The following is a 20,000-nucleotide window of genomic DNA, read 5'->3' on the forward strand; positions in this document are numbered from 1 at the left end:
AAAAAGCACCTTTGTTGGTAAAGGTGCTTTTTTACGTTTGTTTTTCACGTACATCAAGCCTCAATTTCGTTCAAAAATAAGATACATTTTCCGTGCGTACAATCACAAGTCAAAGTTCCTTTCAGGGTTAAGGTGAACAGGTGGATAAAATTTATTCAAAACCTGATCCCATAACCCAAGGAGGAGCTATAATGGAAACTAAACAACTTAATGATAGTATTTCGGATTCGAAGCAAGCACAATCGGTACAGGCTGGGTTTACCCCAGATGCACTGGTGAGGGATATTGTATTGCAGTTCCCTAAAGCGGCAGATTATTTCAAAGCAAAACGGATTGATTTCTGTTGCGGTGGAGCTAAACCTCTTGCTGAAGCAGCTGCTGAGCGTGGTCTGGATCAAGAGATAATCATCAGTGATCTTAACAAGCTGTTCGAAGAGTATCCAGTACCCGAAGAGGAGATCGCTTGGAATACCGCACCTTCAGATGAGTTAATTGACCATATCATAAACAAACATCACCGCTATCTTCGTGAAGAGCTACCCCTCATTAGCCAAAATGTAACTAAGGTGTATCGAGTGCATGGTGGGGATTCTCCCCATTTGGTGGAGTTACATTCCTTGTTCAATACACTTAAGGAAGAATTGCTTACGCATACGGCTAAAGAAGAAGAAGATGAGTTTCCTAAGCTGTTGACATATGATGCTAATCCTAGTGAAGAAGGCTTGTCATCGCTCCGCGAGTCATTATCTGAGCTGGAGAGTGAGCATGATGGTGCGGGCGACATTTTGAGAAAAATGCGTAGTATTACAGATGACTTCACTCCACCAGCGCATGCTTGCACAACCTATCGATTGACATATGCCCGGTTGGAAGAGCTGGAGAGTATGACTTTTGAACATGTACATCTGGAGAATAATATATTGTTCCCTAGGTATCAGTGAAGACGAATAGAGTTCTAAAGAGTCCCTTAGGGGGCTTTTTTTTATAGGAAATTATAGAATGTAAAGAAATGTGGATAACTCCATCGGAAAAGGTAGAAGAAATGAGCGTGAAAAACTTGGGGTAGATCGATTGATGGATGGCAGGCAGGCAGGCAGGCAGGTTGGGGGAAGGATGCTTAAACGCGGTCTACGAGATGACGCCGAATGAGCAGAAAGAGGGGGATAAAGGTCAGCTTTCAAAGTTTCTTGCCAATATTCAATATCATTGGGGAGATAATTAAAGATACTGAGAAGTAAGCTTGTTATTATTTATTTGAGAACAAGGCTTGTTTAAGTTATTCTTAAAAAAGATAGTATACATAACTTTACAAGCCTGAGATGCTATATGATCATTAGGCGGGACAAGGCGGTGCCAGGATGCCCATACGATATTTGTGGAAGTTGATGCTAGGATTAGTCGTCGTATTCATAATAGGTGGATGCTCTACTAACGCTGACGGTAATAGTAATGCTAATAATGGTGCGGCAGGATCAGAGGGACCGACGATCTCGATAAGGGTTGGTGATAATGAGCTGCTTGTCAAACCATCGGACAGGTCACTTAGTGGGAGCTATAGAAATGGAATAACGATTATGGAGCTACTGAAAGGTAGTAATATTGCCACATTTGCTGAGGATAACTCAAGCATCCTTTCGGTAAAGGATTTTTCACTAGAGTCGGGGATGATTTGGGAACTTCAGATGGACGGACTGATTATGGGAAATGCAGATTGGAATAATACTGTAGGATATGATTCACAGTTAGTTTTCACCGCGAAGCCGAAGGACCATCAAGAACCACTTCAAACTGTAATGATGACTTTGAACGGCGGAAGTGTAGAAGTGGATTTGCATCATTCATATATTATGTTATTTAAAGAGGATTTAACTGTAAGAGATTTGCTAAAGAGCTGCGGTATGGTGCAGTTGGATGATGGTAGTAGAAACGTGCTTTCAGTCAATGATTATACTCCGCTTAGTAATGAAGTATGGAAGCTGAAGGTGAACGGAAAGCAACTGCTCGATAATGGTATGGATATGAAGCTTATGCCTCATGATGTCTTAGAAATTGTATTAACTTTACGTTAACAATCCTACAATAAGCCCGATCAACGGTTGTTCAGAATCGTTGATCGGGCTTATTTTATATGCAATATATATCTAAAAATTCTCAGTGTAGTAAACTGTGAAAATATTCACAATTAATGTGACTGCAATCACAATGTCTACTTGAATTCGAACCGTATAATTTCAATATGAAGAAGAGTAATTGACGCGAAATTAATCCAGAACCCTTAAGCTTGAGGAGGCACCTAACCATGGCAGAGAAGAGAGAAAAATTAGTATTAGTCGGCAACGGTATGGCAGGCATAGGTACGATAGAGCAGATTTTGAAGCTGGGTGGAGCTTATGACATCACAGTCTTCGGAAGCGAACCTCATCCCAATTACAATCGGATCATGTTGTCCTATGTTCTTGAAGGTAGCAAGACCCTTAATGATATTATTCTAAATGACTGGAATTGGTATGAAGACAATAATATAACTTTACACACAGGAACAACCGTGACACGAATTGATGAAGGCTCGAAGCAGGTTGTTACGGATAACGGGATGATAGCGCCCTATGACAAAGTGATTATTGCGACAGGCTCGAATTCGTTCATTTTACCTGTGCCTGGCAGTGATAAAGAGGGCGTGGTTGGGTTCCGAGATATTGCAGATTGTGATGCAATGCTGGCTGCGGCTAAACAATACAACAAAGCGGCAGTAATTGGCGGGGGCTTACTTGGATTGGAAGCGGCAAAAGGTCTGGTGAACCTAGGCATGGACGTTACCGTAGTTCATTTGATGGAAGACCTGATGGAGCGTCAGCTTGATCGGAATGCCTCCTCGATGCTGCAAGCTGAGCTTGAGCGTCAAGGTGTGAAATTTGCTATGGGTAAACAAACGGTAGAATTGACCGGGGAACAGAGAGTTAGTGGATTGCGTTTTAGTGATGACAGTACGCTTGAGGCAGATTTTGTGGTAATGGCTGTTGGAATCAAACCGAACGTGACGTTGGCAAAAGAAAGCGGGATCACCGTAAATCGTGGGATCGTGGTGGATGATTATTTGCAAACCTCGATGCAGAATATATATTCCATCGGCGAATGTGCCGAGCATCGCGGTGTGTGTTACGGACTGGTGGCTCCACTATTTGAACAAGGGATGGTTCTAGCTAAACATTTATGTGGGAGTGAGACCAAGCCTTATGAAGGTTCGATTGTTTCCACGAAGCTTAAAATTTCTGGTGTGGATGTATTTTCTGCAGGTGAGTTTTTGGATTCTCCTGAACACACTGTGATCTCAAGCAAAGATGAATGGAAGAGAACTTATAAGAAAATTCTGCTCAAAAATAATGTGGTTGTCGGCGCGGTTCTGTTTGGTGATGTGACCGAATCCGCAAATCTTCAAAAGTTAGTTAAACAAGGATCGGTAATGACCGATGAGATTTATACGGAGGTTATGGGTACGGGCTGCTGCGGAAGCGGAGCTAAGAAGGGCACATCCGTAGAAGCAATGGCGGACGAAGAAATTGTCTGCGGTTGTAATGGTGTAACTAAAAAAGCGATCGTAGATGCTGTTACTGAAAATGGTTTTACTACTGTGGATGAGATCAAAGCATGCACTGGCGCTACTCGCTCTTGCGGTGGTTGTAAACCCGTAGTAGAACAAATCCTGCAATTTGTCTTAGGTGACAGTTTCCAGCAAGCTGCCAAGCAAGGTATTTGTGGCTGTACAACGCTTAGCCGTGATGAAATTGTGGCTGAAATCACAGCTAAAGGTCTTAAAACTACAAAAGAAGTTATGAATGTACTCGAATGGAAACAAGAGGAAGGCTGCTCCAAGTGTCGTCCGGCAATTAACTATTATCTAGGGATGATGAACCCTGATACCCATCAAGATGAGAAAGAATCCCGATTTGTAAATGAAAGAATGGGTGCCAATATTCAAAAAGATGGAACCTATACCGTTATTCCACGCATGTACGGCGGGGTAACAACGCCGGAGGATTTGAAGAAAATCGCTGATGTCTCCCTTAAATATGATGTAAAAGTTGTGAAGGTGACTGGTGGGCAACGCCTGGATCTGATTGGTGTGAAAAAAGAGGATCTGCCGAAAGTATGGGAAGAGCTCGATATGCCATCAGGTTATGGTTATGCCAAATCCCTGCGTACGGTTAAGACTTGTGTGGGCTCCCAATTCTGCCGTTTCGGTACACAGGATTCGCTGGGAATGGGCGCGCTCATAGAACGTAAGTATGAACGTCTTGATTTTCCTGCCAAGTTTAAAATAGCTGTCAACGGCTGCCCACGTAACTGTGCGGAGTCCTGCACGAAGGATATTGGCATCGTCGGTAATGATGGTGGTTGGGAAGTGTTTATTGGTGGTAACGGTGGTATCAAGCCACGGATCGCGGACTCTTTCTGCAAAATTAAGACCGATGAAGAGTTGATCGAAGTGTGCTCTGCTGTGATGCAATATTATCGTGAGACCGGCAATTATTTGGAGAGAACCTCCGAGTGGGTTGAACGTATGGGACTTGAGCAGATTCAAATGGTCATTTTGAATAATGAAGATAACCGCAAAGAGCTGGCAGCACGGATTGACTTTGCTCTAACTCAGGTTACGGATCCTTGGAAAAAAATGCTCAATGACAGCAGCACTCGTACTGCACTATTTGAAGAAACAAGAGTCTAGAGGATATAACGCACACAGAAGGGGAGAGACCAATGAATAAGACAACACAAACGTATGCGATAGGATCAGTACAGGATTTCCTGCTGCAGATTGGCCGTGTAGTTGTGGCTGGGAATGTGGAGCTGGCTGTATTTCGTACCTCTGACGGAGCGATCTATGCGCTGGAGAATCGGAGTCCTCATCCAAAAGGGGGTCCGCTTGCTGAAGGGATCGTTTCGGGTCACTATCTTTATGATCCACTGTATGATTGGAAAATAGATCTTCGTACGGGTGAAGTACAGGCACCGGATCAAGGTAATGTTGTGACTTATCCAGTCACTCTGGACGGAGAGAAAGTTACAGTGAGCGTGTAGACACCGAAGCTTGTAGGTATAGATTTAATAGAAAACGGTGGGGTGGAGTGTTATGTTTACTCAAAGTGTGGAGAACATTGTCGAGGCGGCAGTCAGTAAGCGCGACAAAATGAATGAAAGCTTACCAAGATATTTTCTAGCAGCCCTTTTGGCAGGGGCATATGTAGGCATTGGGATTATCCTTATCTTCTCGCTGGGAGCGCCTCTAGCGGCTGCCAAATCGCCTTTCCAACCCCTCATTATGGGTGCATCCTTCGGTATTGCCTTGACACTTGTTGTATTTGCAGGCTCAGAGCTATTTACCGGAAATAATATGTTCTTTACGGTTAGTACACTAGCTGGTAGAACAAGTATCTGGGATACTGTCAAGAACTGGGTGCTTGTGTTTGTAGGGAATGTGGTAGGGGCAGTGATTTTAGCGCTTTTGATTCGAGGAACTGGACTATTCAGTGCGGCTCCCCCAGAGCATCTGATCTTTGCGGCTGCAGCCAAGAAAATGAGCCTTCCGTTTTCAGAACTATTTTTCCGTGGGATTCTATGTAACTGGCTGGTCTGTCTAGCGCTATGGATGGCTTCACGGGCCAAAAGTGAAACTGCCAAGCTGGTTCTAATCTGGTGGTGTTTATTTGCCTTTATTGCGAGTGGATATGAGCACAGTGTGGCTAATATGACGCTGCTGAGTGTTGCTGTGTTGCTCCCGAATCACCCGGACACCGTATCAATAGCCGGATGGATGCACAATATGATACCCGTTACGTTAGGGAATATAATTGGCGGTGGCGTATTCGTTGGCATGGCCTACTGGATGATCTCTCCCGTACGTGGTAGTAAAAGCAACCGCTAGGAATTTTACATTCTAATTATTAGGGCTGACCCGATTTCGGGGTTCAGCTCTTTTTCTAAATATAAGAAAGTATAAGTTTCACGCTATAAATTATCCTCGCATAAACGCTTACCGTCCATTAGGGACGCCGAAGGCGTTTTTGCTTGTCTTGTGGGATAAAAAAAGACGCCTATGTTAGGCGCCTTAGACCACTCTATTTTATAATGTGCAGAATAATTGGGTCATGTATGATTCATTGAGGAGAATAGAGGGTATATTATAACGGAACTAAATACGGCAGATCTCGTTTGGACACATTTCACAGTGGCAAATTTCCTGCAGCATACCAAGATCCTTGATGACAATCATGCCGTTCTCGTACTCAACCGCGTCTTTTTTACGCAAGTCACTGAGCATCCGGTTTACACTCTCACGAGTGGCGCCGATCATGTTGGACAGATCTGTATGCGTAATTTTTTTGTTGATGAGGATGTTCTCACCATCGCTGCTCTTCTCACCATAAGTATTACCAAGTCGAATGAGAGTGGAGCACAATGCGCCTGGTTTGCCATACATCATCAAATCACGGAATTTCGTTTGAGTTAGACGGTGATGAATGCCCATCCATTTCATAAAGTCGATGGCAAAATCACAATGTTGGCAAATGAGAATTTCTAAATCCTTTTGCTCGATGACGCCTACTTCACTATCTTCAATCACTTCTGCAGTAAAGCTGTGCTTGGTGCTGAAGAATGGGTCCGCTTGACCTACCATATCGCCGGCTTGGTACATATAGAGAATAAGTTCTTTACCTTCATCCGTTGATTTAGTTAATTTCACACGTCCACGTTTGATATAAAACAATTTATCCGAGTAGTCGCCTTCCCAGAAAAGATGTGAACCCTCTGGAACAACGCGTTCTTTCATGGTAACAAGAAGTCTGTTGAAATTCTGTTCGGAGAAACAGTTTGTATTTCCGTGGGCTTCGATAACATTGTAATGTTCTTTTAGCATAATCGACATCCCCTTTATTCCCTCAGTTTTTCAGTAAATTTTAAATTAATTATACCTCTAAAATCTTCGATTTGGTTAAGAAAAACCATTTAAAAGTGTCGAATTTTCAACATTGTGATTATTTTCACTTCAAAAGTGCTAGATGTAATATGATTTTCAACTAAAAAGGAGTATTAAGGTTATGTTCTTTATATATCAGCAGTGGCAATCCATTATTCTCAAATAATGGGTCTGTCGCTGTTTTTTTTGGTTCTTATTAGACTCTACATATTATACTGCAATAATTCATGATTTAGAAATCCGCTCAATTTCAACTCCGTATAAATGCACACATCTTCATTAAGGTCAGACATTGGCGCAACGGGTATGGAACGATATCCTGAGAATGGAGCAAAAACCAGGAGAAGGGGAAATCATACATGGCTAAAGTGGCAGACAAATATCTTAAGGTAGATCCTTGGGCAATTATTGAAGAGGGCTTTGATCCAGAACGAAATCGGACCTCGGAATCTATTTTTTCGCTGGGAAATGAGTATATGGGTATTCGTGGGTATGCAGAGGAAGGCTACTCCGGGGATTCCCTGCAAGGTAGTTATTTCAACGGGCTAAATGAACAATTGGACATTGGTAATCATTATAAAGGAATTATTCGCTCACTGAGATATATGGTGAATGCGGTGGACTGGCTGTATACGCGGATCTCTGTGAATGGTGAACAACTTGATCTGGCAAAAAGTAAAATATCAGATTATGTGCGTAAACTGGATCTTCGCAGCGGGACCTATCGGCGGGAGCTGATCTGGCACCTAAATGATGGAAAAAGCTTAAAAGTTGTCTTTACACGCTTGGTCAGCATGACGATGTCTCATCTGGGACTACAGCGGGTGGAATTTGAGCCACTTAATTTCTCGGGTAGCGTGGACATTTGTGCTGGTCTTGATTTCAGCATTATTCATGAGGAACGCGGCGAATGTATGTGGAGTAGTCTCCGCAGTGGAGAACAAGGGGCTACCACAGCTATTATGGCGAGAACAGCGAATACAGCTAACAACCTATTCTCTAGCTTTACTTTACAATCTTCGCAGCCGCTTCAGCTTACGCGAGTTGAGCATGATAAATTTATTGGGCAAAACTTTACTATGGAGCTTGCTCAAGGAGAATCGGCCTATTTTACAAAGCTAGTTATCAACTATTCGGATAGTGAAGCTGCCCATACAGCTGAAGAGCTGTGGAGCAAAGGGCTAGCTCTTGCTGAAAGTGCAAGCCAACTGAAAGATACTCAAATATTCGCGGATCAGACGGCATATTGGAATGCTATCTGGGAGACAAGCGACATTCGGATCGAAGGCGATCCTGAGAATCAGCAGGGTATCCGTTTTTGTATTTTCCAGCTATATCAGACTTATCATGGTGATCATCCTGGGTTCAACATCGGCGCTAAAGGGTTGACGGGAGAAGTCTATCGTGGTTTGGCTTTCTGGGATACAGAGTCGTATTGCTTACCATTCTATATGTTCAATAATCCTAAGGCCGCTCGAAGCTTGCTGGACTTTAGATATAAGACATTACCTCAGGCTATGCAACGTGCTAAACATGTTGACTGCGAGGGAGCTTGTTACCCTATTGCTACTATAGACGGAACAGAAAGCTGTGATCTCTGGCAGCATTCGAATCTTCAGCTTCACGTAGGGACTGCTATATCCTATGGTATCTGGCATTATGTCAAAAATACTGGCGATAAAGAATTCCTGCACAGTAAAGGTGCTGAGATGCTGGTTCAGATTAGTAGATTCTACGCAACACGTGGTCAATGGGGACAACAGAGTGGGAAATATGGATATTTTGGCGTAATGGGTCCTGATGAGTTCCAATTGATGGTGAACAATAACTGCTATATTAATCTCATGGCCCAAAAATCATTTGAATACACCCTAGATACCTTACGGGAAATGAAAGAACAGTCACCAACGGCTTTTGCGATGGTTGCGGAAAAGACGGGACTTCTTGACGAGGAGCTTACCGATTGGGAAAATAAAGCAGACAATATGAAGATTCCGGTTGACGAAGTAACAGGAGTATTTGAGGAACATGATGGATTTTTCGATATGCCGCATATTGATATTCATTCTATCCCTGTAACAGAGTTTCCGCTTTATTCGAACTGGTCGTATGATCGTTTGTACCGTTATGACATGATTAAGCAACCGGATGTCCTTATGTTTATGTTCTTATATAACGGACAATTCTCTAATGAAGCGAAGCTGGCTAACTATGAATATTACGAGTCCAGATGTATTCATGAATCTTCACTATCACCTTCGATCCATTCCATCTTGGCAAGCGAAATCGGCAAGCCTGAAGAAGCCTATTCGTTCTTTGAATTTGCGACAAGACTGGATTTAGACAATTACAACCGTAATACACGTGAAGGACTGCATACGACTTCGATCGCAGCCGCTTGGATGAATATTGTTTATGGTTTTGGTGGCATGCGTTCGGATGGGGCTCGTTTGTCCTTCCAACCTACATTGCCTGAACGCTGGAACGAGTATAGCTTCCAAGTGATGTATGAAGGGGTATTGCTACGTATTTTGGTTAACAAGACTTCAGTAACGCTCACAGCAATTCATGGAGGTAGCACGGATATTATCGTGTACGGCCAGTCAATTACGGTGGATGCTTCCGGGACGACGCTTCCGCTAGGCGAAGGGATGTTGGCTCGATGAGCTGGGCAGTAAGGGATAGCTGTTTTGATAAGCAACTTGTGACGACGAACGGGAACAAATATATGCTAGGCAATGGCTATATGGGATATCGCGGTACACTGGAGGAATTCGGTAAAAGTGAGCTAGTTGCCGTTACCTTAGCTGGTTTATATGACAAAGCCGGAGAGAAGTGGAGAGAACCTGTAAATGCTCCGAATGGGTTATGGACCAAGATTGTCTGCAACGGTCAGCCCTTAAGTGTTCATGAGCATGAACCGAGCTCTCATGTGCAGAAGTTGAATATCCGTAGTGCCATTCATCATCGGAGTACTGAGTATGGTATGACTGATGGAGGTACGTTAACGTTCACAGCAGATCGTTTCGTAAGCCAGGATAATCTTCATCTGCTCGTTAGTAAGTGTTCAATCCGCAGTACACAGGACTGCCAAATTGTAATTGAGACGGGGATTGACGTAGATGTATGGGATATCAATGGTCCCCACCTCTACGGTCAAAAGGTACAGTTGCAGGGAGATGCACTACTCTCTTCCTCCACTAGTGGAGAATTGAATATTCCGGTAGTGGTGGCGGAGAAAGCAGTATTTAACTTCGGAGAGCAGCAGCTGGATGAAGGTACGGCTATTCGCCGGATTTCTTTTGAAGCGCGTGCGGGTGAGACCTATGAATGGTTTAAGTACGTTACGGTATATACTGGGCTTGATGTTAGCGGACCGGAGTCAGAGGCTGTAAAGTCTGTCCATGCTGCTGAAACGTTGGGCTATGACGAGTTATTAAAGGCTCATCGCCAGCTATGGGAAGAGAGATGGTCACTTAGCGATGTCATGATCGAAGGAGACGAGGATGCCCAATTTGCTCTGAGATACAGCATTTATCAGCTGCTAATTATTGCACCTACGGCTTCGGAGAAGGTTTCTATCCCGGCTCGTGGTTTATCGGGTCAGGTCTATAAAGGGGCCGTATTCTGGGATACAGAGATGTTTATGCTGCCTTTTTTCCTGCATACAGATCCAAAGGTTGCTCGCAATCTGATGATGTACCGGATTCATACCTTGGACGGAGCACGCCGTAAGGCTGCGGAATATGGTTTTTTGGGAGCATTCTATGCTTGGGAAAGTCAGGATACAGGAGACGATGCTTGTACTCTGTTTAATGTGAATGATGTATTTACTGGCCGACCAATGCGGACTTATTTCCGTGATAAGCAGGTGCATATCAGTGGGGATGTTGTACATGGGATCTGGAAATATGTTCAATTTACAGGTGACGAGAGTCTGCTGACTAGCGGAGGAGCGGAAGTGATCTGGGAATGTGCCAGGTTCTTTTACTCTTATGCTTACTATAATCCGGTAAAAGAACGCTTTGAGATTCTAGATGTTACAGGACCAGATGAATATCATGAGCGTGTGAACAATAATGCTTTTACGAATGCACTGGTTAAGGAAACACTGGAGATTGCCTTGCGCACAGCAGAACTGCTGCAAGATAAGTACCCGGAAGTGTACAGCCAGTTGTCTTCAGTGTTTAGTGAAGGTCCGTTTCTGACAGAGTTCAAAGCTATGCTGGATAGGTTTTATGTTCCGCAGCCAGACCCTGCTAGCCTTCTCATCGAACAATTCGACCGTTACTTCACTTTAGAAGATGTTGGGCTGCCAGAATTGAAATACCGTGTACTTAACAAAAATGAGTATTTGGGTGGCGGTAATGGATTAGCCACAACCACAACAATACTAAAGCAAGCAGATGTCGTGTTGATGCTGAATCTGTTCAAGCATTCCTTCACCAAGGAAGTGAAGCAAGCGAACTGGGAATTCTATGAACCGCGCACCGAGCATGGGTCAAGTCTTAGTCCTTGTATCTATGCTTTGGTAGCTGCCGATATTGGTTCGCCGGACTGGGGTTATCCATATTTTATGCGCACGGCTACAGTTGATCTCACGGGAGAATCTAAGCAGTATGTAGGGGATCTCTATATCGGTGGTACCCATCCAGCCGCGAATGGTGGTGCGTGGATGGCTGCGGTTCTTGGCTTTACAGGGTTGGATTATGATGGGGGAACTGTCCACATCAAACCTTCACTGCCTAAACATTGGCAGTCTGTTGAGCTTCCGGTTACGCTCCGAGGGGATACTTTTAAGCTGCGGATTAGCAAGGATGAAGTTACAGTTACCACAGCAGCTGACTACAGCGAATCTCTGTTGTTCTCGGTGCAAGGACGAGAAGGAAAGTCCTGTGCTGCAGGTGAGAGCTTGCGTCTAGCCTTGACCGAAACAACAGTATAGACATTCATTAATAACGGAGAGGAAGTAAACCCATGTTGCAAAATATGAAAGGTGCCATTTTCGATCTGGATGGCGTCATCGTAGATACGGCCAAATATCATTATTTGGCTTGGGCGAGTCTTGCTGATGAGCTTGGCTTTACATTTACAGAGGAGGATAACGAACGCCTTAAAGGGGTGAGCCGGATGAGATCACTCGATATTCTTCTGGAAGTCGGCGGTCTACAATTTGATGAAGCGGAGAAGCTTGCGATGGCGGAGAAGAAAAATCGCCTATACGTAGATTACATCTCTAAGCTTGAGGAGTCGGAACTGCTTCCTGGCGTCAAAGAATACTTAACTGGACTGAGATCTCGGGGGATTGGAATTGCGTTAGGTTCAGCCAGCAAGAATGCGGAATTTATTTTGAATAAGCTGAACATTACGGATCTGTTCGATGCTGTTGTTGATGGTAACAAAGTGTCTCTTGCGAAGCCGGACCCGGAGGTTTTCTTGATCGCTGGTCAGGAGCTAGGCTTACAGCCGGATGAATGTGTCGTGTTTGAGGATGCGGAGGCGGGTGTTCAAGCGGGTAAGGCTGCAGGTATGAAGGTTGTTGGTATTGGCAAGCCTGAAGTGCTGAAGGAAGCTGATCTAGTTATAAAAGGAGTTCATGAGTTGTTGATAGACTAAGCTATCCCTTCGTCTTAAGAATAAGTATTGTTGTTGGACCCACGCCCTAGTAGTGAAATTTACTGGGGATGGGTCTTTTTTACGTAAATGTAAGGGTCGATTACAGTGTAGTCTCTTGCTAAGTGAGAATATACCTTTACATTTGCAGGCTTTTTCTGATCCATCGAAAAGGCTAGATATTCCTCTTATTCAAGGCGAGTAACGTCTCTCCAGTTCGAAATTCCTCTAAAAAAGTATGGTTTGACCAAATAGCTGCATTTGAGTCCGCTGATCCCTCAGAATGACACGCGATGTTCCCCAAAGCCCCACGCAGTGACCCCTGCCCTCCTTCCTTTTTTCTGTTTTCGGTTTTATTGAGAGGGAAGAAGGTCATGGAGAGGAATTTTGGAACTGGAGGAGCGAAAGCGTCCGCCTTTGTCTCCGGATTTTATCCGCTAGGAGCGGCATAAATCAGAAAATCTGGAGACAACAGCGGCAGGAAGTCCAAAGTTTCCTCGTAATGACACCATGACTCCCTCTTTCACCAATCCGCCAAACAGATAAAACTACATACAAATGACCATAAAAAACTTTAAAATGAACATATGTAAGCGTTTGTCCCTTTGATATAGTTATTTAACCCGGAGGTGTGACTCAATGTTGTCTAGGCTGATTAGATTGATTCGTAAGCTGAACGTCAAGCAGCAGCTCATCCTGCTATTTCTAATTATGATCTCTCCCATTTTCTTTTTGAACATATTTGGGAATTTGAAGGCGGAGCAAATACTGAAGCGCCATGTTACGAATGCATATGTGGAATTGAACAAGCAGAACTTTACGATCATTAATCGGGACATCGATACAGTAAATAAAATCACTACCACCGTGATTCAGAATCCTCTGATTCAGCAGATTAATATGACTGGTTCGGATACCATTCTGGAGCGAGTCAAACGATATGAGACGATAGAGAAGCTGTTGGTGAGTTACTCTCAGGGCGCTGAACGTGGTGACGGCATCTACTACTCCCTTTATATATACGATCCGAATGATTATTACTTTTTTGCTCCCAATTTCCCGCAGGTTAAGAAGGCGGGGGTTTATTTCTTTTCCAAAGCCGAAGAGCCTTACTGGTTTGAGGAGGTTGTTCAGAAGAAAGGCCGCGGCTCGCTGAAGTTCACGGAGAGGCTAAGCGCGCAAGCGGAGAATTTAAAGACACTTACTTACATGAGAGCTGTAAACAACATTTCCAGAAAAGCGGAGACTATCGGCGTTTTGGTCATCACCAAAATGGACTCTAAAATTGGAGAATCTCTCAAATCGATATCTTTGCCTGACGGCGAAATTTACTTAACAGACCTGAACAATCGTGTTCTCGCCTCCACTACGAATAATACCGGAGAATTGATTGCGTTGCCGGAGACGGTTGTTGCTGAGGATTTGGAAGGTACAGGGGATGTCATTACCTCCGATTTTATCTATGTGGTTAACAATAACCATTCGCTTGGACAAAAACTGGTCTACAAAGTTCCGGTAAAGGCGCTGCTGCAGCAACAGAACGAAATGAAAAGTGTTATTCAATATATCACCGTGGCTTATGCAGTATTTGGACTAATTATGATTACGTACTTCTGGCGTTCATTAATGACTCCTTTGCAAAAGCTTGCTTTTTTCATGCGAAAATACGAGCCGGGTAATCGTGTTCCAGAGACACCTCGGAGGGGGAGTAACGATGAGGTAAGTGTGCTGATTGCTTCTACCTATGACATGGCCCGCAGGCTTAACGGATTAATCACATACAAATACCAAATGGAGCTCAAACAGAAGGAATCGCAGCTTCAATTGCTATATCAACAGATCAACCCTCATTTGCTTTATAACACCCTAGAGAGTATTTATTGGAAAAGCTCTTTAGAAGGAAATGTCGAATCCGCCGAGATGATCAAGGAATTGTCCAAACTAATGAAGATCAGTCTGAGCCGCGGGAGGGAGCTGATAAGCCTTGAAGAAGAGCTGGAGCACGCAACGGCTTATATCAAGCTGCAGCAGCTCCGATATGATTATGTATTTCGAGTTGTGATGGATATTCACCCTGATACGAAAAGTAACCTAATACCTAAGATCACACTGCAACCATTAATAGAAAATGCTATTATTCACGGGGTAAAAAATATGGGTGAGGATGGTGAGATCACCATCACTGCAGTTTGTGAGGACGAAACCGTTAGGATCTCTATTGAAGATAATGGCTATAAGTCTGTTGATTATGAAGCCATTGAAGCTGTATTGAATGATGACAGCCCAAATCCTACCAGCGGTTATGGTATCCGCAATATTAACCAGCGTATTCATTTACATTTTGGCTCTGATTATGGCATCTGCTACACCCCTGGTACAGAAGGCGGAACGCTAGTGACGGTTAAGCTTCCGAAATCGGAGAATCAGGACTAAGGAAGGGGAGCATACAGATATGTTCAATATATTGGTAGTGGATGACGAACCTTTGATTTGTAAAGGACTGAGCAATTTATTAGCTTCATCTGGGCTGGATATTTCTAATATTTATACCGCTAATAGTGGGTTTGAAGCGCTGGACTGTATCCGTATGGAGGAAATTGACCTGCTCGTTACGGATATACAGATGGGTGCGATGAGTGGAATTGATCTAATGCAACATGCAAAACTGGCCAAACCATGGGTACAGACCATCGTGATTTCTGCGCATGAGACGTTTCAATATGCTCAAATGGCTGTTAGGCTCGGGGCAAAGGATTATTTAATCAAGCCTTTGAATAGTGAGCAGTTTTTGGATTCGGTCCGGAATGTGCTCCTTAAGATGGGGAAGCCCTCACCAGAACTAGATGTCTTCATGTCTGGGATTAACGAAAGCTTTCGACTGGAAGAGCCGCTTCCGGAATACAGCAAGCTCTTGAACGAATTGCTCATCGACCCTGGTGTTGTAGTAGCTGAGGCAGATAACCTGCTGAAGCTGGATAACCTGAAGCTACAAGGGCCGTACTTTTGCGTCTTAAAGCTTAAAGTACCACTGTCTGGAATGAACCAGGAGAAACAGTATACTGTGCGGGACAGACGGCTTCTTTGTTATGCTGCGCTGAACATTGCCAAAGAATTAATGGATCAGGAATGGAACTCGATTGCCTTTTATGCACCGGATGGTGAGATTACGATCATTATTCAATGGGATGAAAAAAGCTATGAGGATTCTTCTGCCGGCCAAATCAATAGGCTAGATATTCTGGGTCGAAGTCTTCATTTTAATATCCATAAATATTTACATCTGAACGTGGTCATTGGGATTAGCCAGATTTTAAAGGGGCTTTCGTTTATGGCCGTTTTGAACCGTCAGGCCTCTAATGCAATTCTCTGGAACAATGAGCATAGTGACCATTATGTGTTCTATTATGGGGATTTCAACTGGAATAGTTACACGAGTGATCCTTCTGTAGAAGAACTTCATACCCATAGCAATCTGATCGTACAAAAAGCGAAAGAATATATCGACGAGAACTATGCGCAAAAAGGACTGACGATTCACGATGTGGCTAAGAAAAATCATGTTAGCCCCAATTATTTGAGTTACCTATTTAAGAAAAATACAGGTTATAACCTGTGGGAATATGTAATTAAGCTCCGGATGGAAGAAAGTCGGGAGATGATTTTGAATACCGATCTTCGCAGATATGAAATTGCGGAACGTGTGGGTTATGAATCACCCGAGCATTTTAGTAAAATTTTCAAAAAATATTATGGGATCAGCCCCAGCGAATTGAAGAAGTAAAAACACTCATTACTTCGGTAGATATAGACATGTTCAGTACAACCCTCATTTCCTACAATTTAAGGTAGGAAGCATTTTGCGAAAAATGCTGAAAGAACAATGGAATGAGGGAGCCTGATGAATCAAACCGCAGTAGTAACCGAAAACCCGGCGACGCTGAAGGGGACACCGTACAAGCAAAACCGCTGGAAGAAAAACTTTTGGGGATATATGTTCCTCGTACCTGCCGTAATTATTTTTATTATGTTCTTGTGGGTTCCAATTTTTAAGGGCTTACTGTACAGCTTCTACCATGTTGATTTTGTTAAAGGTAATAGCTTTGCAGGCTTTGAGAACTACAGTAGAGCACTTAGTGATCCAGATGTTTTGACCGCATTAAAGAACACAGGGTATTACATGTTTCTATGTCTTATTATCGGTTTTTGGGTTCCAATTGCTTTTGCCATCATGATCTCGGAGCTGAGAAAGTTTGGGGGCTTTGTACGTGTAGCGGCTTACCTGCCTTTCGTAATGCCTGGTGTGGTTCTCTATGGATTGTGGAGATGGCTTTATGATCCGGTGGGCCCGATTAATGCGTTACTAGGCACAATGGGTGTGGACCAGGTTGCCTTCTTAACAGATACAAGATGGTCGATGATTTCTCTTGTGTTTATGGAAACATGGCAGCAGTTCGGATCAGGGATGCTAATATACTTGGCTGCTGTACTCAGCATTCCAAGAGATTGGTATGAAGCCGCTGAGATTGATGGAGCAGGTATATGGGCACGTATAAAGTACATCACATTGCCTTCACTGCGTAATTTAATCTTTTTGATGCTAATCCTGCAAATTATTGGTACTTCACAAGGGTATCAGTCACAGATGGCGCTGCTTGATGGCGGGCCAAATAATACTACGCTTACGTATGCGCTGTTGATCGTAAAATATGCATTTACAAGACTCGATTATGGAACAGCTACTGCGCTTGGTATGTTAATGTTCATTGTCCTAGGTGGTTTGGGCATTTTACAGTTCAAGCTTAACAAGGAGGACTACTAAGATGAAGAGCGCAGATAGAGGAATTCTTTCAGAACACGATTTGAAAAAAACAAGTAATAAGATTGTTTATGGCTTAATGTGCGTAGTCATTTTGGTTATGGTTTTTAGCATGTTGTATCCGATTTGTATGACGTTATTCAACGGATTGAAGTCGAATCAAGAAGTGAATTCATTCCCGCCGCATTTTTTCCCTCAGGAATGGCACTTCAGCAACCTTAAAGACGCGATGAACTACATTGATTTACCTATGTTCCTTAGAAACACCATTTATATCTTTTTAGGGAATATGGTCGTGACTCTTGTGGTTTTGGGAATGTCAGCTTTTAGTATTTCTCGTATGAATGTTCCTTACAAAAGAGCTATTTACTTCTTCTTTCTGATGACATTGTTTATTCCGGCTACCAGTTACATGATCCCGAACTTTGTCAATTTGAAGGAGCTCGGATTGCTGAATCAGTATGCGGCTTTCTGGTTGCCCGCGGGTGCGAACACGTTCTACTTTCTATTGTTAAAGAACTTTTTTGACGGAATTCATCCGGAAATCTTCGAAGCAGCACGAATTGATGGGGCCTCTGAGCCGAGAAGCTTTTTCTCCATTGCCGTGCCACTATCCATTCCGATTTTTGCTACATTAGCGATCTTTATCTTTTCTACCGCATGGAATGACTGGTTCTGGCCATCTCTAGTTATGCACAGTGAAGAGAAATATACGCTTGCGACAGCCATTTATAAATACGTTATTAATGTGAAGGCACTCAATACTAATATTAAATTTGCAATCCTGTTTATAGTATCCTTGCCTCCAATCATTGTCTTCTTGATTTTCCAGAAATTCATTATGCGTGGGGTTGCTTTGTCGGCAGTGAAAGGATAAGCAATTATCGACGAATTTAACCATGGATCGTAAACATGCACATGAAAGGAATATAAATGCACCTCGTTTGTAAACAGTTTCTAATTTATGATCGATATGTAAGATAATTATGAATTGAAAAGGGGAGTTTCAATGCGTAAGTACTCTAGCGTTCTACTAAGCGTACTTGTAGCCGGATCGTTGCTATCTGCTTGCAGCGGCAACAATAACGGAAACACAGCGGGGAACAAAGGCGGGGATGCATCTGCTGCGCCAACAAATGCGGTAACGGATAATACAGCAACCGCAACGGATGCGCCAGTGGATGACATTACTCAAAGAAAAGTGACGATCAAGATTCACTATCCAACACCTGACCTGACTGAAATAAGAGCACAGGAAGATGACAAAATCAAACGTTTCCAAGAGGTATATCCGAACGTAGAAATCGTTAAAGACGACTGGCAGTACAATGTAAGTGAAATCGGAATCAAAATGGCTGCGAATGAAGCACCAACCTTCTTTAATACTTTTGCTACAGAAGCTAAATTCCTGGTTGAAAAGGGCTGGGTTGCTGACATCACAGATCTGTGGAACAAATATGAATTTAAAGATCAAATTAACACCGTGCTTCAAAATCAATTTATTATCGACGGCAAAGTTTTCGGAGTAACACAAAAAGGTTATGTAACAACCACTATGATCAACAAAAAAATGCTGGATGAAAAAGGCGTAGCCATTCCACCTATGGATTGGACTTGGGATGATATGCTGAATACTGCTAAAGGCGTAGCTGATGCCAAAAAAGGTATTTCCGGTATTGCTCCAATGGGTAAGGGGAACGAATCAGGTTGGAACTGGACCAACTTCCTGTTTGAAGCTGGCGGAGAGATCCAAAAGATTGAAGGCGGTAAGGTTATAGCTACATTTAATTCCGATGCTGGTGTTAAAGCACTGGATTTCTACAAGAAACTTAGATGGGAAGCTAACGCGATTCCTCAGGACTGGGCACTTGGCTGGGGTGATGCTGTAGGTGCGTTCCAACAAAGCCGTACAGCAATGGTAATGGCCGGATCTGATGGCGTTATCGAGCAAGCGTTGAACCAAGGCGGACTGAAGCCTGAGGATGTGCTTACGTATCCTATGCCAGCTATGGAAAAAGGCGGAAAACATACAGGGGTACTTGGTGGTGACTATCTTGTAATCAATCCAAATGCTACGCCCGATGAACAAGAAATGGCATTCCGTTATATTACATTTGATTATTTCTCTGACAAAGGTTTGGAAGCACTAGATGCAATTCTTCAACAACGTACAACCGATGGAAAATACTTTATCCCGCCGCTCTTAGACTACTACTCAGCTGATTCTGAGTTCGGTAAGAAGACCAAAGCGGTTTATGACAAGTACACAAATGTATACCAATATAGCCCTGACATTATGGGACTTTTGGATGCTAAACCTGAAGCTCAATACAATACGCAGGACTACTACGCAACCATGTCCAATGTCATTCAAGAGCTGTTCTCCAAAAAAGGAACGGATTCCAAAAGCCAGCTAGAAGCAGCAGCTAAAACAGTGCAAGAGAAATTCTTTGATACGATTAAAGCGGAATAGATAAGTGAAAATCGGCCCCTTTGGGGTCGGTTTTTTTGTTTGTGATAATTTATAAATTTATAAATCTGCAGAAAAGTGATAATCAACTGGAAATTATTTTTGGCGTAGGAAAATCGTAATTTTCT

General features: G+C 43.2%; 15 protein-coding genes. 14 read left to right on the forward strand and 1 reads right to left on the reverse strand.

The features are described from left to right. Window positions 1–191: 191 nt before the first annotated feature. The 6 genes from ric (at window position 192) to UQ64_RS05695 (ending at window position 5,920) form a co-directional block, all read left to right on the forward strand. Entirely contained in the window at window positions 192–941 is a 750-nt protein-coding gene (ric, locus tag UQ64_RS05675) for an iron-sulfur cluster repair di-iron protein (RefSeq protein WP_060622531.1), read from the forward strand. 70 nt (window positions 942–1,011) lie between these two features. Beyond that, a complete protein-coding gene (locus UQ64_RS30680) occupies window positions 1,012–1,149 on the forward strand; it encodes a hypothetical protein (RefSeq protein ID WP_156417461.1) in 138 nt (45 codons plus the stop codon). 209 nt (window positions 1,150–1,358) lie between these two features. Next, complete coding sequence (locus UQ64_RS05680) at window positions 1,359–2,069, forward strand: hypothetical protein (protein WP_060622532.1); 711 nt, start codon at window positions 1,359–1,361, stop codon at window positions 2,067–2,069. A 230-nt stretch (window positions 2,070–2,299) separates the two neighbouring features. After that, on the forward strand, window positions 2,300–4,723 hold the full coding sequence (nirB, locus tag UQ64_RS05685; protein WP_060622533.1) for a nitrite reductase large subunit NirB: 2,424 nt from the start codon (window positions 2,300–2,302) through the stop codon (window positions 4,721–4,723). 32 nt (window positions 4,724–4,755) lie between these two features. Next, the gene (nirD, locus tag UQ64_RS05690) at window positions 4,756–5,076 is read left to right on the forward strand and encodes a nitrite reductase small subunit NirD (protein ID WP_060622534.1); all 321 of its coding nucleotides are present in this window, start codon (window positions 4,756–4,758) and stop codon (window positions 5,074–5,076) included. Window positions 5,077–5,128: 52 nt separating this feature from the next. Then, a complete protein-coding gene (locus tag UQ64_RS05695; RefSeq protein ID WP_060622535.1) occupies window positions 5,129–5,920 on the forward strand; it encodes a formate/nitrite transporter family protein in 792 nt (263 codons plus the stop codon). 267 nt (window positions 5,921–6,187) lie between these two features. Here the strand turns inward: UQ64_RS05695 and UQ64_RS05700 are convergent, their stop codons facing one another. Next, window positions 6,188–6,913, reverse strand: coding sequence for a Crp/Fnr family transcriptional regulator (locus UQ64_RS05700; protein ID WP_060622536.1), 726 nt, complete (start codon window positions 6,911–6,913; stop codon window positions 6,188–6,190). A gap of 419 nt (window positions 6,914–7,332) precedes the next feature. On the opposite strand from UQ64_RS05700, the gene UQ64_RS05705 reads away from it, so the two are divergent. The 8 genes from UQ64_RS05705 to UQ64_RS05740 all read left to right on the forward strand — a co-directional run bounded on the left by UQ64_RS05705 (window position 7,333) and on the right by UQ64_RS05740 (window position 19,875). Further along, complete coding sequence (locus UQ64_RS05705) at window positions 7,333–9,639, forward strand: glycoside hydrolase family 65 protein (protein WP_060622537.1); 2,307 nt, start codon at window positions 7,333–7,335, stop codon at window positions 9,637–9,639. Continuing rightward, complete coding sequence (locus UQ64_RS05710) at window positions 9,636–11,918, forward strand: glycosyl hydrolase family 65 domain-containing protein (RefSeq protein WP_060622538.1); 2,283 nt, start codon at window positions 9,636–9,638, stop codon at window positions 11,916–11,918. The genes UQ64_RS05705 and UQ64_RS05710 overlap by 4 nt, the downstream gene beginning before the upstream one ends. A 32-nt stretch (window positions 11,919–11,950) precedes the next feature. Continuing rightward, a complete protein-coding gene (pgmB, locus tag UQ64_RS05715) occupies window positions 11,951–12,589 on the forward strand; it encodes a beta-phosphoglucomutase (protein ID WP_060622539.1) in 639 nt (212 codons plus the stop codon). A gap of 636 nt (window positions 12,590–13,225) precedes the next feature. Next, window positions 13,226–15,019, forward strand: coding sequence for a cache domain-containing sensor histidine kinase (locus tag UQ64_RS05720; RefSeq protein ID WP_060622540.1), 1,794 nt, complete (start codon window positions 13,226–13,228; stop codon window positions 15,017–15,019). Window positions 15,020–15,038: 19 nt separating this feature from the next. Next, window positions 15,039–16,367, forward strand: coding sequence for a response regulator (locus tag UQ64_RS05725; protein WP_060622541.1), 1,329 nt, complete (start codon window positions 15,039–15,041; stop codon window positions 16,365–16,367). A gap of 117 nt (window positions 16,368–16,484) precedes the next feature. After that, on the forward strand, window positions 16,485–17,405 hold the full coding sequence (locus UQ64_RS05730) for a carbohydrate ABC transporter permease (protein WP_060622542.1): 921 nt from the start codon (window positions 16,485–16,487) through the stop codon (window positions 17,403–17,405). A 1-nt stretch (window position 17,406) separates the two neighbouring features. Beyond that, on the forward strand, window positions 17,407–18,279 hold the full coding sequence (locus UQ64_RS05735; RefSeq protein WP_042190530.1) for a carbohydrate ABC transporter permease: 873 nt from the start codon (window positions 17,407–17,409) through the stop codon (window positions 18,277–18,279). A gap of 132 nt (window positions 18,280–18,411) precedes the next feature. Then, window positions 18,412–19,875: an ABC transporter substrate-binding protein gene (locus UQ64_RS05740; RefSeq protein ID WP_060622543.1), complete on the forward strand. Its 1,464-nt coding sequence runs from the start codon at window positions 18,412–18,414 to the stop codon at window positions 19,873–19,875. The last annotated feature ends 125 nt before the right edge of the window (window positions 19,876–20,000 follow it).

This window comes from Paenibacillus etheri (genome assembly GCF_001012825.1).
GTDB classification, from domain to species: domain Bacteria; phylum Bacillota; class Bacilli; order Paenibacillales; family Paenibacillaceae; genus Paenibacillus_AQ; species Paenibacillus_AQ etheri.